This window comes from Sphingobium sp. 15-1, assembly GCF_013375535.1.
In the GTDB taxonomy this organism is placed as follows: domain Bacteria; phylum Pseudomonadota; class Alphaproteobacteria; order Sphingomonadales; family Sphingomonadaceae; genus Sphingobium; species Sphingobium aromaticivastans.
On the sequence record NZ_JABXJG010000001.1, the window covers coordinates 945,051 to 960,501 of the forward strand.

Below are 15,451 nucleotides of genomic sequence, written 5' to 3' on the forward strand. Positions count from 1 at the left end.
GGGGACAGGCGGCCTTTGTGTGACGCCAATTAGGGGTCGGCGCGTGAATAACGTTTGAACGACCTATATGCACCAGTTAACCGCCTGTCAGCCCCCGGAAACGATCTGGCGCGCCCGGCATGCATCTCATGGTCCATACAGCTCAGCTTGCCGCGCACGCACATGTGCGCGAGGCGTGACATTATTGTTTCGCTCCGCTAGTGCAGCGACACGAACCATATCCATCCAAAAAGAGAATCGATTTGACCGACGAGACTGCCCTCGCCGACCCTTCGGACATCAGCCCCATCTCCATCGTGGAGGAGATGAAGGCGAGCTATCTCGACTATGCCATGTCGGTCATCGTCGCCCGCGCCCTGCCGGACGTGCGCGACGGGTTGAAGCCGGTGCACCGCCGCATTCTCTTCTCGGCCCATGAATCGGGCTTCACCCACAACAAGCCCTATCGCAAATCGGCGCGCATCGTCGGTGACGTGATCGGTAAATATCACCCGCATGGCGACAGCGCGATCTACGACGCGTTGGCGCGCATGACGCAGGACTGGTCGATGCGCGTGCCGCTGATCGACGGCCAGGGGAATTTCGGTTCCATGGACCCCGATCCGCCGGCGGCCATGCGGTACACCGAAGCGCGTCTTGCCAAGGTGACGACCGCCCTGCTGGACGATCTCGACAAGGATACGGTCGACTTTCAGCCCAACTATGACGCTTCGGAAAGCGAACCGCAGGTTCTGCCCGCGCGCTTCCCCAACCTGCTGGTCAACGGCGCGGGCGGCATCGCGGTCGGCATGGCGACCAACATCCCGCCGCATAATCTGGGCGAAGTGATCCGGGCATGCCTCGCCTATATCGATAACACCGGCATCACCATCGACGAGCTGATCCAGATCGTCCCCGGCCCCGATTTCCCGACCGCACCGCTGATCCTGGGTCAATCCGGCGCCCGCAGCGCCTATCACACCGGTCGTGGCTCGATCATGATGCGTTCGCGCCATGTGGTGGAGGAAGGACGCGGCGACCGCCGCTCCATCGTCCTGACCGCCATCCCCTATCAGGTCGGCAAGAACGGCCTTGTCGAAAAGATTGCCGAAGCCGCCAAGGACAAGCGGATCGAAGGCATCAGCGACATTCGCGACGAATCGAACCGCGAAGGCGTGCGCATCGTCATGGACCTGAAGCGCGACGCCACGCCCGAAGTCGTACTCAACCAGCTCTGGCGCAACACCCCCGCCCAGTCGAGCTTTCCGGCCAACATGCTCGCCATTCGCGGCGGCCGCCCGGAACTTCTCAACATCCGCGACATCATCGAGGCCTTCGTCCGCTTCCGCGAAGAGGTCATCACCCGCCGCACCAAGTACGAACTCAACAAGGCCCGCGACCGCGCGCATATCTTGCTGGGCCTCGTCATCGCGGTCACGAACCTCGACGAAGTGGTCCGCATCATCCGCGGTTCGGCCAGCCCTGCCGAAGCCCGCGAAACACTGCTCGCCCGCGACTGGCCGGTGGCGGAGATCGCGCCCTATCTGCGGCTGGTCGAGGCGATCGAAACGGAAGTCAGCGGCGACAGCTATCGCCTGTCCGACACGCAGGTCCGCGCCATCCTCGACCTGCGCCTGCATCGCCTGACCGCGCTCGGCCGGGACGAGATCGGCAACGAGTTGGCCGAACTGGCCGCTGCCATCACCGAATATCTCGCCATCCTCAGCGACCGGGTGAAGCTCTACGCCGTCATGCGCGAGGAGTTCGAGGCGATCGAGCGTGACTTCGCCACCCCGCGCCTGTCGGAAATCACCGCCGCCGCCGACGGCATCGACGACGAAGACCTGATCGAGCGCGAGGAGATGGTCGTCACCGTCACCGTGCAGGGCTATATCAAGCGCACCCCGCTCGAAAGCTTCCGCGCTCAGGCACGCGGCGGCAAGGGTCGCTCCGGCATGGCGACCAAGGATGAGGACGCGATCACCGAACTGTTCGTGACCTCCACGCACACGCCGGTCCTCTTCTTCTCGACGGCCGGCAAGGTCTATCGCATGAAGGTCTGGCGTCTGCCCGAAGGCGGTCCCGCCACACGCGGCCGCCCGATGGTGAACCTGCTGCCGCTCGGCCCCGGAGAGACGATCCAGACCGTCCTGCCGCTGCCGGAGGATGAGGATAGCTGGAAGGATCTGCACGTCATGTTCGCGACCGCGAACGGCACGGTCCGCCGCAACAGCATGGACGCCTTCGCCAACATCCCGTCGAATGGCAAGATCGCCATGCGCTTCGACGATGAAAGCACCGACCGGCTGATCGGCGTGGCGCTGCTTTCCGAAGAGGATGACGTGCTGCTCGCGACCCGTCAGGGCAAGGCGATCCGCTTCCAGGCGACCGATGTGCGCGAGTTCCAGAGCCGCACCTCGACCGGCGTGCGCGGCATGACGCTCAAGAAGGATGATGAGGTCATCTCGCTCTCCATCCTCACCCGCTCCGGCGCCAATCAGGAGGAGCGTGACGATTATCTCCGCTTCGCTCCCTGGAAGGCGGAGAAGGAAGGATCGCCGCAGATGAGCGCGGAACGCTTTGCCGAATTGGCGGCCAAGGAACAGTTCATCCTCACCGTCTGCGCCAACGGCTATGGCAAGCTGTCCTCGGCTTACGACTATCGCCGCACCGGACGCGGCGGCCAGGGCATCACCAATATCGACAATATCGGCCGCAACGGTCCCGTCGTCGCCAGCTTCCCGGCGCGGCACGGCGATCATCTGATGCTGGTCACCGATCAAGCCAAGCTGATCCGCATGGGCCTTGAGTCCCTCCGCGTCATTGGCCGCAGTTCGGCGGGCGTGCGCCTCTTCAACGTGTCCGACGACGAACATGTCGTCAGCGCCGCGAAGATCGAGGAAAGCGACGAAGCCGAAGAGGCGGTGGAAACCGGTTCGGAGACGGGCGAGGCGTGACCGACCTCTTTGCATACAAGATCCTGACCAGGGATCAATATGACCAGCTAAAGACCGACGGCGTGTTCAAGGGCGCGCCCGTCGATCTTGCGGATGGCTATATCCATATGTCCACTCGCGAACAGGCGGCCGAAACCGCCGCCAGGCATTTCGCGGGCCAGGACAATCTGGTGATGGTCATGGTCGACCTCACCCCCTTCGGTGAGGCGCTCAAATGGGAGGAGTCGCGCGGCGGCGCCCTCTTCCCGCACCTTTATGGCGATCTGCCGTTGAATGCGGTAGCGGGCAAGGTTGTCCTGCGGCTGGATGAACAGGGCAAGCACCTCTTCCCGGCGGGGTTCTGACATCCCTTCGCTTGGAATGAAGTCGAGAAATGCTCGCATCGGGAATGACGGAAAGGCGAGCGAACCTTTCCTCTATCGTCATGCTGAACTTGTTCCAGCATCCATCAGGCCCGGAAGGCTCCGCTCAATCTGGAGAAATGGACCCTGAAACAAGTTCAGGGTGACGATTGGCGTGTAGTGGCTCCCATCATTTCGAATCAGCCCAAGGCTACCGCGACGAACGAACAACGCATTGTTGACCACCGCCACTGGTTCCTATGATTGCATAGGCTCGTTCAAATGGAGCGGACGAAACTTCTGCGTGTCGTCCAAATCATATGTCCGAAAATCGAAGGTGCAATACATCTCCCGACTGAACCAGTTCCGCCGGGTACTCGCACCAAGCATCATCACGAACGCCGCACCAGGTTTCGGCTGCACCTTTATGGCAAGAAAGCCTCCTACCGCGAATATGGTAGCGAAAACGATTGTTCCAATTAACGTCGACGTGCCCCTGCTCAATCTGACGAACTTATAGGTCAGAAATATGAGGAAACAGGAGAAGCTGCCGATCGGAAAACCTATCAGCAGCGCAATCCAAAATCTCGCTGGTCATTGATGAACCACTCTCTCCATCCGCACGACCTTCCCTTCCTTCACCCAATAATCAAACCCACCCCATCTGATCCGGCTCGAACAAGCTGCCGCCAACTGCATCGCCAGATGCGCCCAGCACACAGCGAAGGGCGCCAGCACATCCCACCAGAGCGACCTTCTCGCGGCCAGCGCCTGCCCCGGCTCCACAATATTCGCGATGATCCGCCGCCGGACCAGCGCCCGCGCCGACGCCGCAGCATAGCCCAAGGCCAAAGCGCCCCAACCACCCCAGCCCAACGCCCATATCCAGCCCAAAGCCTGCGCCGCCATCACCATCGTCGCCAGCGACCACATACCCGCGCTGTTGGTCACGATATGCCGATATTGCCGCACGCCGAACCCAAAGGCGCTCGCCCCCTCCAACGGACAAGCCACCAGCAGGTCCCGTACCGGCCTCAACCGCAGCTTCGCCCGCCAACCGGCCAGCCCGATCGCCATATCGTCCGACAAGCGCCCCGCCAGAGCCGCGTCCAGGTCCAGCCGCTCCGCCACCTCCCGCGTCAGCGCCATGGCCCCGCCCCAGGGCATGGTCGCGCTCGCCGCTCGCGGCAGCGTGGCCAATTGCATCTCCACCGCGCCCACCAGCGCGGCGCCGACCCGCGCCTCGGGCAATAACAGCCGATAGCCGGTCACGATCTCCGCCTTGCCCCGCACCAGCGGAAAGAGCAGCCGCCCCACCAACCGCGCAGGCGGCAAAATATCGGCATCGACAAAAACCAGATAGCGGTCACCTTCACCCAAGGATCGCAAAGCCGCCCGCAACTTATGAACTTTCTGCCCCTCATCGTCCGCCACCCCGGCGCGGACGATCTGGACCCAATCCCCCTCCCGCACCGCCAGCGCCTCCGCCGCCGCGCAATCCCCGGAGGTCGCGATCACCAGGCGAAAGCGCGCCGTCTGCGCCTTCAGCCGCCCGATCAGTTCCGCCCCGCCGTCCCAATCATCCCGCACCGACAGCAGCATGACGACGCCTTCCGGCGCTTCCTCCTGCCGGTCCACCGGCAGATGCCGCCAATAATTCAGCACGCCAGCCAAGCTCAGCCCCTGCAACAGCAGCCACAGCGCAAAAGCGAAACTCATTGCAAACCCAAGCCCTTTACCACCCCGATGGCTGCTGTATGACGGCAGGCGCGATGCTCTCCAACCCCTTTCTCTTCACCCTTCTCCGCATCCTTCCCGCGTCCTTCGCCTCCTGGCTGGGCGGCTGGTTGTCGGTGAACGTCGCCCGCAGGTCGATGAAGCTGCGCGACCAGCGCGCGCGCGCCAACCTCGCCATCCTGCGTCCCGACATTCCTGAAGCGACCCGCGAAGCGATGCTCACCCGCCGCTGGTTCAACCTCGGCCGCACCATGGCCGAACTCACCAATATCGACCGGCTGATCGACAATGGCCATGTCACGGTGGAGGACGCTGAGGGCTACCAACGGGTGCTCGATGGCCCCGGCCCGATGATCGCGCTGGCGGTCCACCTCGGCAATTGGGACCTGCTCGCCGCCCATATCAAGGCATCCACGGACCGCCCTGGCCTCGGCGTCTATGCCCCGCCCGAAAACCCGGAGCAGGCTGCGCAACTCAAGCGTGCCCGCTCCAGCTATATGGGCGAGGCGATCACCGGCGAAGGCGCTGCCCGAGGCATCCTCAAGCATCTCACCACCAAGGACCGCGCCACGCTCTACATATTGCTGGATGAGCGCCGCGACCGGCAGGTCTGGTTTCCCCGCTTCGGTCGCCCCCTTGAACCTTCGGGCAATTTCTCCGTCGCGCTCCGCCTCGCCCGCAAAGTCGGCGCGACATTCCTGCCCTTCTACATGATCCGCACCGAAGGCCCGCACTTCCGCGTCCACTGGCGCCCACCGCTGGACCCGGCCGCGCTGACCGACGGCCAGATCATGGATCAGGTCGACGCCTTTCTCGGCAAAGCCTGTGCCGATCATGCCGACCAATGGCTGGCGTTGCATGATATGGATCTGAGCGAAGACCACTCCGTGCAGGAGCCCAGTCCCGCAATCTGAACTGGGCTGTCGCGAGCCACTTGTCTCGCTCCAGTGCCTTCGCAGGAGCACGCGGCATATGGCCCTCGCTCACCGCACCCGCTAAAGCGCCCCCATGTCCCGACTCGCGATCAAAATCTGCGGCCTCTCGACGCCGGACACGGTAGGCGCCGCCATGCGCGCGGACGCAACGCATCTGGGCTTCGTCCATTTCCCCAAAAGCCCCCGGCATGTCGAAGCCGACCAATTGCGCGCCCTCGCCGCCCCGGTCCCCGCCCATATTGAGCGCGTCGCCGTCCTCGTCGACCCGACCGATGAGATACTGACCGAGCTTGCCGCCACGGGCGCCCTCACCGCCCTCCAACTCCACGGCAAGGAATCCCCCGAACGCGTCGCCGCCATCCGTCAACGCTTCGGGCTAAGCGTCTGGAAAGCCATCTCCGTCAAAACCCGCGCCGACATTGAAGCCGCCAACGCCTATGTTGGCGCCGCCAACTTCCTCCTGTTCGACGCCAAGACGCCGGACGGCGCGGCGCTCCCTGGCGGCATGGGTCTGCGCTTCGACTGGACGTTGCTCAGGGGTGCCCCCATATCCACGCCCTGGGGCCTGTCCGGCGGCCTGGGCATCGACAATGTGGCCGAAGCCGTCCGCATCACCGGCGCCCCGCTGGTCGATGTTTCCTCGGGCGTCGAAAGCGCGCCGGGCATCAAGAGTGTGGACAAGATCATGGCCTTCTGCAATGCGGCGTCCTCATGAGGCAGACGCTGATCCAAAACGGGCCGGGCCCCGCAGAGCGCATCGCAGGCCGATGGCGCTGATCGCTTCCCTTGTTCGCGAAGTGACCCCTATTGCCTGACGAGATGCAAGCGATGACCGATACCATCACCCCGCCTGTCACCCTGGCCAACAGCCTGCGTTCGCAGCCCGACGCCTCCGGCCATTTCGGTTCGTTCGGCGGCCGCTATGTGGCCGAAACGCTGATGCCGCTCATCCTGGAGCTGGAGAAGGTTTATAAGGAAGCCAAGGAGGACCCGGCCTTCGACGCCGAGTTCAGCGAATTGCTGCGTTCCTATGTTGGCCGCCCCAACCCGCTTTATTATGCCGAGCGCCTGACCGAAGCCCTCCGCGCCGAAGCTCCGGCAGGAAAAGGCGCCAAAATCTACCTCAAGCGTGAGGAACTGAACCACACCGGCGCGCACAAGATCAACAATTGCATCGGCCAGGCGCTGCTTGCCCGTCGCATGGGCAAGAAGAAGGTCATAGCGGAAACCGGCGCTGGCCAGCATGGCGTCGCCACCGCGACCGTCGCCGCCCTGTTCGGCATGGAATGCAAGATCTTCATGGGCGCGAAGGACGTCGAGCGGCAGAAGCCCAACGTCTTCCGCATGAAGCTTCTCGGCGCGGAGGTGATCCCGGTCGTCTCTGGCTCGCAGACGCTCAAGGACGCGATGAACGACGCGCTGCGCCATTGGGTGTCGAACGTCCACGACACATTCTACATCATCGGCACGGCGGCAGGCCCGCACCCCTATCCGGAGCTGGTCCGCGATTTCCAGTCGATCATCGGCAGGGAAGCGCGTGAGCAAATCCTCGAACTGGAAGGCCGCCTGCCTGACATGTTGATCGCCCCGGTCGGCGGCGGCTCCAACGCCATCGGCCTGTTCCACCCCTTCCTGGACGACGCGGACGTCAAGATGATCGGCGTCGAAGCAGCAGGCGAGGGGTTGCAAGGCAAGCATGCCGCTTCACTGGCGGGCGGCAAGTCCGGCATCCTCCACGGCAACCGCACCTATCTGCTCCAGGACGAAGACGGCCAGATCACCGAGGCGCACAGCATCTCTGCCGGGCTCGACTATCCGGGCATCGGCCCCGAGCATAGCTGGCTGCACGAGATCGGCCGGGTCCAGTACATGCCGATCACCGATGACGAGGCGCTGGCCAGCTTCCAGAAGCTTTCCGCGCTGGAAGGCATCATCCCCGCGCTCGAATCCGCCCATGCGGTCGCCAGCGCGGAAAAGGTCGCGCCCACACTGGACGCCGACCAGATACTGATCGTCAATCTCTCCGGCCGCGGCGACAAGGACATCTTCACCGTGGCCAGCGCGCTGGGAGTGGAGATGTGACTTCGCCCGCCGCATACCGTGCTCCTGCGAAGGCAGGAGCCGAGTTCAACCGTCACCTGTTCACACGACCCGTGGACTGGACTCCTGCCTTCGCGGGAGCATGTTGCGTGTCGGGTTTTGGAATTGAATATGACCGCTGACCGCCTCTCCGCCCGCTTCGCCGCCTGCAAATCGCAGGGCCGCGCCGCGCTCGTCACTTTCGTGACGGCGGGCGACCCGACCGTGGCCGACACGCCCGCGATCCTAGACGCGCTCGTCGAGGGCGGCGCCGACATCATCGAACTCGGCATGCCCTTCACCGATCCGATGGCCGACGGCCCGGCGATCGAACTCGCGAACCTGCGCAGCCTCGGCTCGGGCACCAGGACGAAAGACATTTTCGCCCTCGCCACCGCCTTCCGCGTCAGGCATCCGGAAACGCCGCTGGTCCTGATGGGCTATGCCAACCCGATGCTGGTTCGCGGTTCCGAATGGTTCGCGGGCCAGTGCAAGGCCGCAGGCGTCGACGGCGTGATCTGCGTCGACATCCCGCCAGAGGAAGACGCCGAAATCGGCCCGGCCCTGCGCGCGGCCGACATCCATCTGATCCGCCTCGCCACCCCCACGACCGACGCGGCCCGCCTGCCCGCCGTGCTGAATGGCGCCAGCGGCTTCCTCTACCATGTCGCCGTCGCGGGCATCACCGGCAAGCAGCAGGCCGCCCAGGCCGCCGTCGAACAAGCGGTCGCCAACCTGCGGACCGCCACCGACCTGCCCATTGCGGTGGGGTTCGGCGTCCGCTCCGCCGATCAGGCCGCCGCCATCGGCCGCGTAGCCGACGGCGTGGTGGTCGGTTCCGCCATCGTCGACATCATCGGCTCGCATGGGGATGCCGCCGCGCCCTTCGTCAAGGACTTCGTCGCGGCCCTTCGCGGCGCGCTCAACGCCAACAGCCCTCATTTCCGGGAGACCGCAGCATGAGCTGGATCAACCGCGTCCGCAAAGCCATTCCCTTCATCGCGAAGAAGGAAACCACGGTCGAGACGCTGTGGCACAAATGCCCGTCCTGCGTGGAGATGATCTTCATCAAGGAATGGGAAGACAATCTCTCCGTCTGCCCGCGCTGCGACCATCATGGCCGCATCGGCCCGTCGGAGCGGTTCGAACAGATACTCGACGCTGGTTTCATCCTGCTCCCCACCCCGCATGTGCAGGAAGACCCGCTCAAATTCCGCGATTCCAAGCGCTATCCGGATCGCATCCGCGCCGCCCGCGCCGCGACCGGCGACCAGGACGCGCTGATCAACGCCCGCGGCGCGATCGACGACGTGCCGCTGGTCCTGGGCGTGCAGAACTTCGCCTATATGGGCGGTTCCATGGGCATGGGCGTGGGCGCCGCCTTCATCCAGGGCATCAACGAAGCCATCGCTCATAAATGCCCCTATGTGATCTTCACGGCCGCTGGCGGCGCCCGCATGCAGGAGGGCATCCTGTCCCTCATGCAGATGCCCCGCTCGACCGTCGCAATCCAGAAACTGCATGCAGCAGGCCTGCCCTATATCGTGGTCCTCACCGACCCGACCACCGGCGGCGTCACGGCCAGCTACGCCATGCTGGGCGACATCCAGATCGCGGAACCCAACGCCCTGATCGGCTTCGCGGGCCAGCGCGTCATCGAAAGCACGATCCGCGAGAAGCTGCCCGAGGGGTTCCAGCGCGCCGAATATCTACTGGATCATGGCATGCTCGACATGGTCGTCCACCGCAGCGACCTGCGCGACACGCTCGCCCGGGTGATCGGCTACCTCACCCCCCGCGCCGCCGCCTGAGGGTGTATGGGTATTCAGTCCAGGACGGGCTGCAAATAACGGCTTTCTGCGCTTCCGGTGCTCACATACTTTTAGTACGCTCCGCGCCGGTTCTCGAAATCCATTATTTTCGCCTCGTCCTGAACTAAATCCCCACACACCCTGCAACTTTAGGACCAACGCCGATGGCCGACCACGCCGTCTCCGACGATCCGGGCGTCCAGGCCCAGCTCGACCGGCTCGCGACCCTGTCGCCGGGCGCCGACATATTGGGCCTGGAGCGCATCGGCCTCCTGCTCGACCGGCTCGGCAACCCGCACCGCGCCCTGCCGCCGGTCTTCCACGTCGCGGGCACCAACGGCAAAGGCTCGACCTGCGCCTTCCTGCGCGCCGCGCTGGAGGCGGACGGCAAGAGCGTCCACGTCTTCACCTCGCCCCATCTCGTCCGCTTCAACGAACGCATCCGCATCAACGGCGCGCTGATTTCCGACGAAGCGCTCGCAGCCTATCTCTCCCGCGTCCTCGACGTCGCGGAGGGCATCGGCGCCAGCTTCTTCGAAGTCACCACCGCCGCCGCCTTCCTCGCCTTCGCGGAGCATCCCGCCGACGCCTGCATCATCGAAGTGGGTCTCGGCGGCCGCCTCGACGCGACCAACATCATCGAAAAGCCGGTGATCTGCGGCATCGCCCAACTCGGCATCGATCATCAAAGCTTCCTTGGCGGCACGCTGAAGGAAATCGCCGCCGAAAAGGCCGGCATCGCCAAGCCCGGCGCGCCGCTGGTCACACAGCGCTATGCCGATTCGCTTTTCCCGGTGATGCTGGACGCCGCCGCCCGCAACCGCACCCAATGGTTCGCCATGGGCGAAAGCTGGGACGCCGCCGCCTATCGCGACCGCCTTCATTATCGCGACGATCAAGGCCGCCTCGAAACCCCGTTGCCGCGTCTTCCGGGCGCCCATCAAATCTATAACGCCGCGCTGGCCTTCGCCATGCTGCGCCATCAAAGCGTCGTGCCGGTCAGCGAAGCCGCCCTGAAGGCAGCCCCGCTCTGGGCACATTGGCCCGCCCGGCTGCAACGGCTGGATCATGGCCCGCTGCTGGCCCCGTTGCCGGAAAACAGCGAAGCCTGGCTGGATGGCGGCCATAATGCCGGTGCCGGCGAAGCGATCAGCGCCTTCTTCACCAGCGAAAGGCTGGAAGGGCACAAGCTGCAACTGGTCATCGGCATGCTGTCGAACAAGGATCTTGACGCCTATCTAATTCCCTTCGCCGGCCGGATCGCGCATATCCACACCTTGCCCGTTCTCGGTCACGATCATCACCCGCCGGAGCGATTTGCCGCCATAGCCGATCTCTGGGGCATTCCCTGCACCGCGCATGAAGGCCCCGCCGAAGCGATCGCCGCCATCGCCGCCGAGGGCATGGTAGCCCCCAAGTTGCTGATCGCAGGCTCCCTCTACCTGGCGGGAGAGATTTTGCGGCTGAACGGGCAATATCCCGACTGAATTTTCTTGCGATTGACTCGCAATAGCGTATTTTAACCTTCCCACGACAAGGCGGAAGGTATGAACGCATGGCCCATGGAGAGCCCACCTCCCTCGATCAGCCCCGTCCGCTCCCGGGCGGCTACGGCAACCGGCTATTCCTCTATGTCATGCGCCGCATGGCGACGGCGGGCGTCAACGACGCCCATGCCGCCAACGCGATGCTGGGTGCTTTCGGGCGCAGCTACCGCCGCCCGCTGGTGCTGATGCGCGCAATGATGCTGGAACTCGCCCGCACCTCCAGCCGCAAGATATTGATCGCCCCTTGCTGCTGCTCCCGCATGACGGCGGACGAGGCGCTGATGATGCAGGCGATCGGTAGCGCCCTGCGTAGCCCGCGCACAGCCTATGACCATGTCGCCGCCCTGCTCGGCAACGACCATGCCCTAGGCGCGCTCACCTGTCTGCAAGCCGTCGCCCAGGCCCATAACGACCTCGGCCGGCCCCTGGACCTCTGCGCCGCCGGTTAAGCCCTGCTCCTGCCTCCGCAGGAGCTGGTGGCTTCAGGAGGAAGGCACGCTCTCACTCGCCGCCGTCCCGACGCTGGCATCGATCAACCCCGCCCGCATCATCAGCCAGAACAGGACGATCCCCGGCACTGCCAAGGCGGTGGTGAGCAGGTAGAAATCTACATAGCCGAAACGCTCGATCAGCGTCCCCGCCGTCGTCCCGGTCAGGAAGCGCCCGACGATGCTCGCCGCCGCGGAAATCAGCGCATATTGCGCAGCGGTGAAGCGCAGGTCGCACAAAGCCGAGAAATAAGCGACCACCGTCACCCCACCGATCCCGCTGGCGAAATTCTCGAAACCGATCGCCCCAGCCATGCCCCAATTGCTTTTCCCCAGCGCGGCGAGCAGCGCGAAGCTGAAATTGGATACGCCCATCAGCAACAGGCTGACCAGCACGGACCGCTTCATCCCCATGCGCGCATAGAGCACGCCGCCGACGAAAATCCCGATCAGATAGGCCCAGAATCCGATCCCCACGTCATAAATGGCGATCTCGTCATTGGTGTAGCCCATATCGTCGAACAACAGGCGGAAGGTCAGGTTCGCCAGCGTATCCCCGATCTTGTGCAGCAGGATGAACAGCAGCACCAGCCACGCCCCGCGGCGCCGGAAAAACTCGACCAGAGGCCCTGCGATCGACTGCCACACCTCCCCCATTCCGCGCCGCGTGGTCGGCTCGCGATGCCGCTCCGGCTCGCCCAGCACCAACCCGGTCAGCATGGCGGGCAAGGCAAAGACCGCGCAGGCCAGATAAGCCCCATGCCACCCGATCCGCGCCGCCAGCACCAGCGCCAGCGCGCCCGCCGCGACCGACCCGATCCGCCAGCCATATTGCGACATGCCCGACCCGACACCCAATTGCTCAGGCTTCAGCGTCTCGATCCGATAGGCGTCGATCACGATGTCGAAGGTCGCTCCCGCCACCCCGACCAATATCGCCGCATAGGCCGTCTGCAACAGGCTGGTGGAGGGATCGACCAGCGCCAGATTGGCCACCGCCGCCATCACCAACAGCCCGGCAAGGATCAGCCAGGAAACCCGCTGCCCCAACCGCCCGATGACCGGCAATCGAACCCCATCGACCACCCAGGCCCACAGAAATTTGAGATTATAGACAAGGAAGGCGAGGGTGAAGGCCGTCACCGCCTTCTTGTCGATCCCGTCCTGCGCCAACCGCGTGGTCAGCGTCGCGCCGATCATCGCATAGGGAAAGCCCGACGAGACCCCGAGGAAGAAAGCCCCCAAAGGCGCCTTCTGAACATAGGGCTTCACCGCAGCCAGCCAGCCAGCGGAACCCTCTGCTATGTCAGTCATAAATGCGGCGGTCCCCGATGGTCTTGCTTGTTCCCACCATATGGCCAAACGCCGCCGAAACAACCCGCTAAACCTTCTCCCCTGGCGGAGAAGTTGGAAGAGGGGTGCAGTTATTAACCACCCTCAGCCCAAATCCCCAAACAAATGCAAGCCTTCCGGAAAGCGCGGCAGCGCCTTCCCGCGCAGCAGCGCATCCAGCACGTCGATCGCCGCCAGCAAATCCCGCGGCGCATAGGGCTTGGCCAGGCATCCCAAAGCCATCTCCCGCGCATCCATCGGGCAAGCGCCGGTCACGAACAGCACCGATACGCCCCGGCCCGCGGCGAAGCGCGCCAGATCGATCCCGGTCTTCTCGCCATGCAGCGTCACGTCCGCGATCACCAGATCGACGCTTTCCTCTTCGATCACGCTGACGGCATGGGCATAATCGTCGACGGTCGCGGCCACGCGATACCCCGCCATCTCCAGCACATGCTCATTGTCGAAGGCCACCAAAGGCTCATCTTCGACCACCAGAACGCTCCGAATGGCCTTGCGGCGCCCACGCGCTCCGGCTTCCCCTTTTACCAGCCCGAAAAACATTTGCCGATCCGCCCCAATTGCGCCATTCAGCCGACAAACGTGCAGCGCCCGATGCGGTTTCTCATGGTCCCCGCGCATAGGCGCAAGGACAGCACCATTCGTCAATTTCCTGGCCTTCCCGATATGGGAATGCCGCCCTGTTTTGAAAAGGAACTCTTTCGTGGAACCGCCGAAAAAATCTGGACCGCCGCGCCGGTCGGGGCCCGGCGGTCCCAAGCGCCCCGCAGGCGCCAGGACGAGCCCAACTTCCCGCCCTGCCCGCCCGCCGTTCAAGAAAGCGAAAGCGGCGCCCGCAGGCCCCAGCAATCCTCATCCCGCCCGCGCAGCCGCTGCCGCCAGCGGCAAGAACGAACTGCAGCGCATCGCAAAGCTGCTCGCCCGCGCCGGGGTCGCCTCCCGCCGCGAAATCGAGCGGATGATCGAGGAAGGCCGCATCACCCTCAACGGCGAAGCCCTCACCACCCCGGCCACGCTGCTCGCCTCGCTCCACGGCGTGGCCGTAGACGGCACCCCCGTCGCGGCCCCAGCGCCCACGCGCCTGTTCCTTTTCCACAAGCCCTCGGGCTTCCTCACCACGGAGCGGGATCCGCGTGGCCGCCCGACCATCTACGACAAGCTGCCGGCGGACTTGCCCCGCGTCATGCCGATCGGCCGGCTTGACATGACGACCGAAGGCCTGTTGCTGCTCACCACCGACGGCGAGTTCAAACGGCAGATGGAACTCCCCTCGACCGGCGTCCCGCGCACATACCGCGCCCGCGCCTTCGGGGAAGTCAGCCAGAACCAGCTAGAGGATCTGTTCGAAGGCATAGAGATAGACGGCATCCGCTACGGCCAGATCGAGGCCAATCTGGAGCGTCGCACCGGTCGCAACCAGTGGATCGAAATGACCCTGACCGAAGGCAAGAACCGCGAAGTCCGGCGCGTCCTCGAACATCTCGGCCTTCAGGTGAGCCGGCTGATCCGCACCAGCTACGGTCCGTTCCATCTGGGCGAGCTGGCGTCCGGCGCGGTCGAGGAAGTGCGTCAGCACGACCTCATCGTCTTCCGCAAAAGTTTGAAGGCCCCAAAATGAGGATCATCGCCGGCCAGTGGCGAGGCCGTCCCCTCACCGCCCCCAAAGGCGACGCCACCCGCCCCACGGCGGACCGCACCCGCGAAACCCTCTTCTCCATGCTGCTGAGCCGGATCGGCTCCTTCGAGGGGCTGAACGTGGGCGATTTCTTCGCCGGCTCCGGCGCATTGGGTTTCGAAGCGCTCTCACGCGGGGCGGCAAGCTGCATCTTCGTGGAACAGGACCGCGCCGCCCTGGACGCCATCCGGGCCAATGGCGACAGGCTGGGCCTTCGCCCCGACATCCGTCAGAGCAGCGTCCTGTCCCTTGGCCCGGCAAGCAAGGTGCTGGACCTCATCTTCATGGACCCGCCTTACAATAGCGGCGCGGGCATGGTGGCGCTCGACAAGCTCAGCCGCCTGGGCTGGACCGGCCCTGCCACCTGGATCAGCATAGAAACCGACCGACGCGAGGATGTCGCGGTCAAGGGCTTCACCATCGAGGCCACACGAGATGTCGGCAAAGCCCGCCTGACTCTCTTAAGAGCAGAACCCTAAACTCCCTCTCCCCTCGGGGGAGAGGGCCGGGGAGAGGGGGCTGCGCAACGCAGAGGGAACCACGCAGCGC

Annotated in this window: 14 protein-coding genes; 11 read left to right on the top strand and 3 right to left on the bottom strand. The window is 64.5% G+C overall.

Going from position 1 to position 15,451, the window contains the following annotated elements; translation table 11 throughout:
• Positions 1–242: 242 nt before the first annotated feature.
• Together gyrA and HUK72_RS04355 are read left to right on the top strand one after the other, a co-directional pair.
• Positions 243–2,936, top strand: a complete 2,694-nt coding sequence (gyrA, locus tag HUK72_RS04350) for a DNA gyrase subunit A (protein WP_176595692.1) — start codon at positions 243–245, stop codon at positions 2,934–2,936.
• Positions 2,933–3,280, top strand: a complete 348-nt coding sequence (locus HUK72_RS04355; RefSeq protein ID WP_176595693.1) for a DUF952 domain-containing protein — start codon at positions 2,933–2,935, stop codon at positions 3,278–3,280. The genes gyrA and HUK72_RS04355 overlap by 4 nt, the downstream gene beginning before the upstream one ends.
• Before the next feature lie 591 nt (positions 3,281–3,871).
• Here HUK72_RS04355 and HUK72_RS04360 read toward each other — a convergent pair.
• Positions 3,872–4,996 carry a glycosyltransferase gene (locus HUK72_RS04360; protein ID WP_176595694.1) on the bottom strand — a complete coding sequence of 375 codons (1,125 nt, stop codon included), beginning with the start codon at positions 4,994–4,996 and terminating at the stop codon, positions 3,872–3,874.
• A gap of 53 nt (positions 4,997–5,049) precedes the next feature.
• Between HUK72_RS04360 and HUK72_RS04365 the strand changes: the two genes are divergently transcribed.
• From HUK72_RS04365 to HUK72_RS04395, 7 genes are all read left to right on the top strand, one after another.
• Positions 5,050–5,928, top strand: a complete 879-nt coding sequence (locus HUK72_RS04365) for a lysophospholipid acyltransferase family protein (RefSeq protein WP_176597740.1) — start codon at positions 5,050–5,052, stop codon at positions 5,926–5,928.
• Between the two features lie 94 nt (positions 5,929–6,022).
• Positions 6,023–6,664 carry a phosphoribosylanthranilate isomerase gene (locus HUK72_RS04370; RefSeq protein WP_176595695.1) on the top strand — a complete coding sequence of 214 codons (642 nt, stop codon included), beginning with the start codon at positions 6,023–6,025 and terminating at the stop codon, positions 6,662–6,664.
• Positions 6,665–6,777: 113 nt separating this feature from the next.
• Positions 6,778–8,031, top strand: coding sequence for a tryptophan synthase subunit beta (gene trpB, locus HUK72_RS04375; RefSeq protein WP_176595696.1), 1,254 nt, complete (start codon positions 6,778–6,780; stop codon positions 8,029–8,031).
• Between the two features lie 129 nt (positions 8,032–8,160).
• A complete protein-coding gene (gene trpA / locus HUK72_RS04380) occupies positions 8,161–8,991 on the top strand; it encodes a tryptophan synthase subunit alpha (protein WP_176595697.1) in 831 nt (276 codons plus the stop codon).
• Entirely contained in the window at positions 8,988–9,839 is an 852-nt protein-coding gene (gene accD / locus HUK72_RS04385; protein WP_176595698.1) for an acetyl-CoA carboxylase, carboxyltransferase subunit beta, read from the top strand. Before trpA ends, accD begins: the two co-directional genes overlap by 4 nt.
• A 164-nt stretch (positions 9,840–10,003) precedes the next feature.
• Positions 10,004–11,326, top strand: a complete 1,323-nt coding sequence (locus HUK72_RS04390; protein ID WP_176595699.1) for a folylpolyglutamate synthase/dihydrofolate synthase family protein — start codon at positions 10,004–10,006, stop codon at positions 11,324–11,326.
• A gap of 68 nt (positions 11,327–11,394) precedes the next feature.
• On the top strand, positions 11,395–11,835 hold the full coding sequence (locus HUK72_RS04395) for a DUF6628 family protein (RefSeq protein ID WP_176595700.1): 441 nt from the start codon (positions 11,395–11,397) through the stop codon (positions 11,833–11,835).
• 33 nt (positions 11,836–11,868) lie between these two features.
• On the opposite strand, the gene HUK72_RS04400 is transcribed toward HUK72_RS04395, so the two are convergent.
• Both HUK72_RS04400 and HUK72_RS04405 read right to left on the bottom strand, forming a co-directional pair.
• Positions 11,869–13,188, bottom strand: a complete 1,320-nt coding sequence (locus HUK72_RS04400) for an MFS transporter (RefSeq protein ID WP_176595701.1) — start codon at positions 13,186–13,188, stop codon at positions 11,869–11,871.
• Positions 13,189–13,311: 123 nt separating this feature from the next.
• Positions 13,312–13,770: a response regulator gene (locus HUK72_RS04405; protein WP_176595702.1), complete on the bottom strand. Its 459-nt coding sequence runs from the start codon at positions 13,768–13,770 to the stop codon at positions 13,312–13,314.
• 160 nt (positions 13,771–13,930) lie between these two features.
• Here HUK72_RS04405 and HUK72_RS04410 point away from each other — a divergent pair, with 160 nt between their 5' ends.
• Together HUK72_RS04410 and rsmD are read left to right on the top strand one after the other, a co-directional pair.
• The gene (locus HUK72_RS04410) at positions 13,931–14,845 is read left to right on the top strand and encodes a pseudouridine synthase (protein WP_176595703.1); all 915 of its coding nucleotides are present in this window, start codon (positions 13,931–13,933) and stop codon (positions 14,843–14,845) included.
• The gene (gene rsmD / locus HUK72_RS04415; RefSeq protein WP_176595704.1) at positions 14,842–15,381 is read left to right on the top strand and encodes a 16S rRNA (guanine(966)-N(2))-methyltransferase RsmD; all 540 of its coding nucleotides are present in this window, start codon (positions 14,842–14,844) and stop codon (positions 15,379–15,381) included. Before HUK72_RS04410 ends, rsmD begins: the two co-directional genes overlap by 4 nt.
• Positions 15,382–15,451 lie beyond the last annotated feature (70 nt).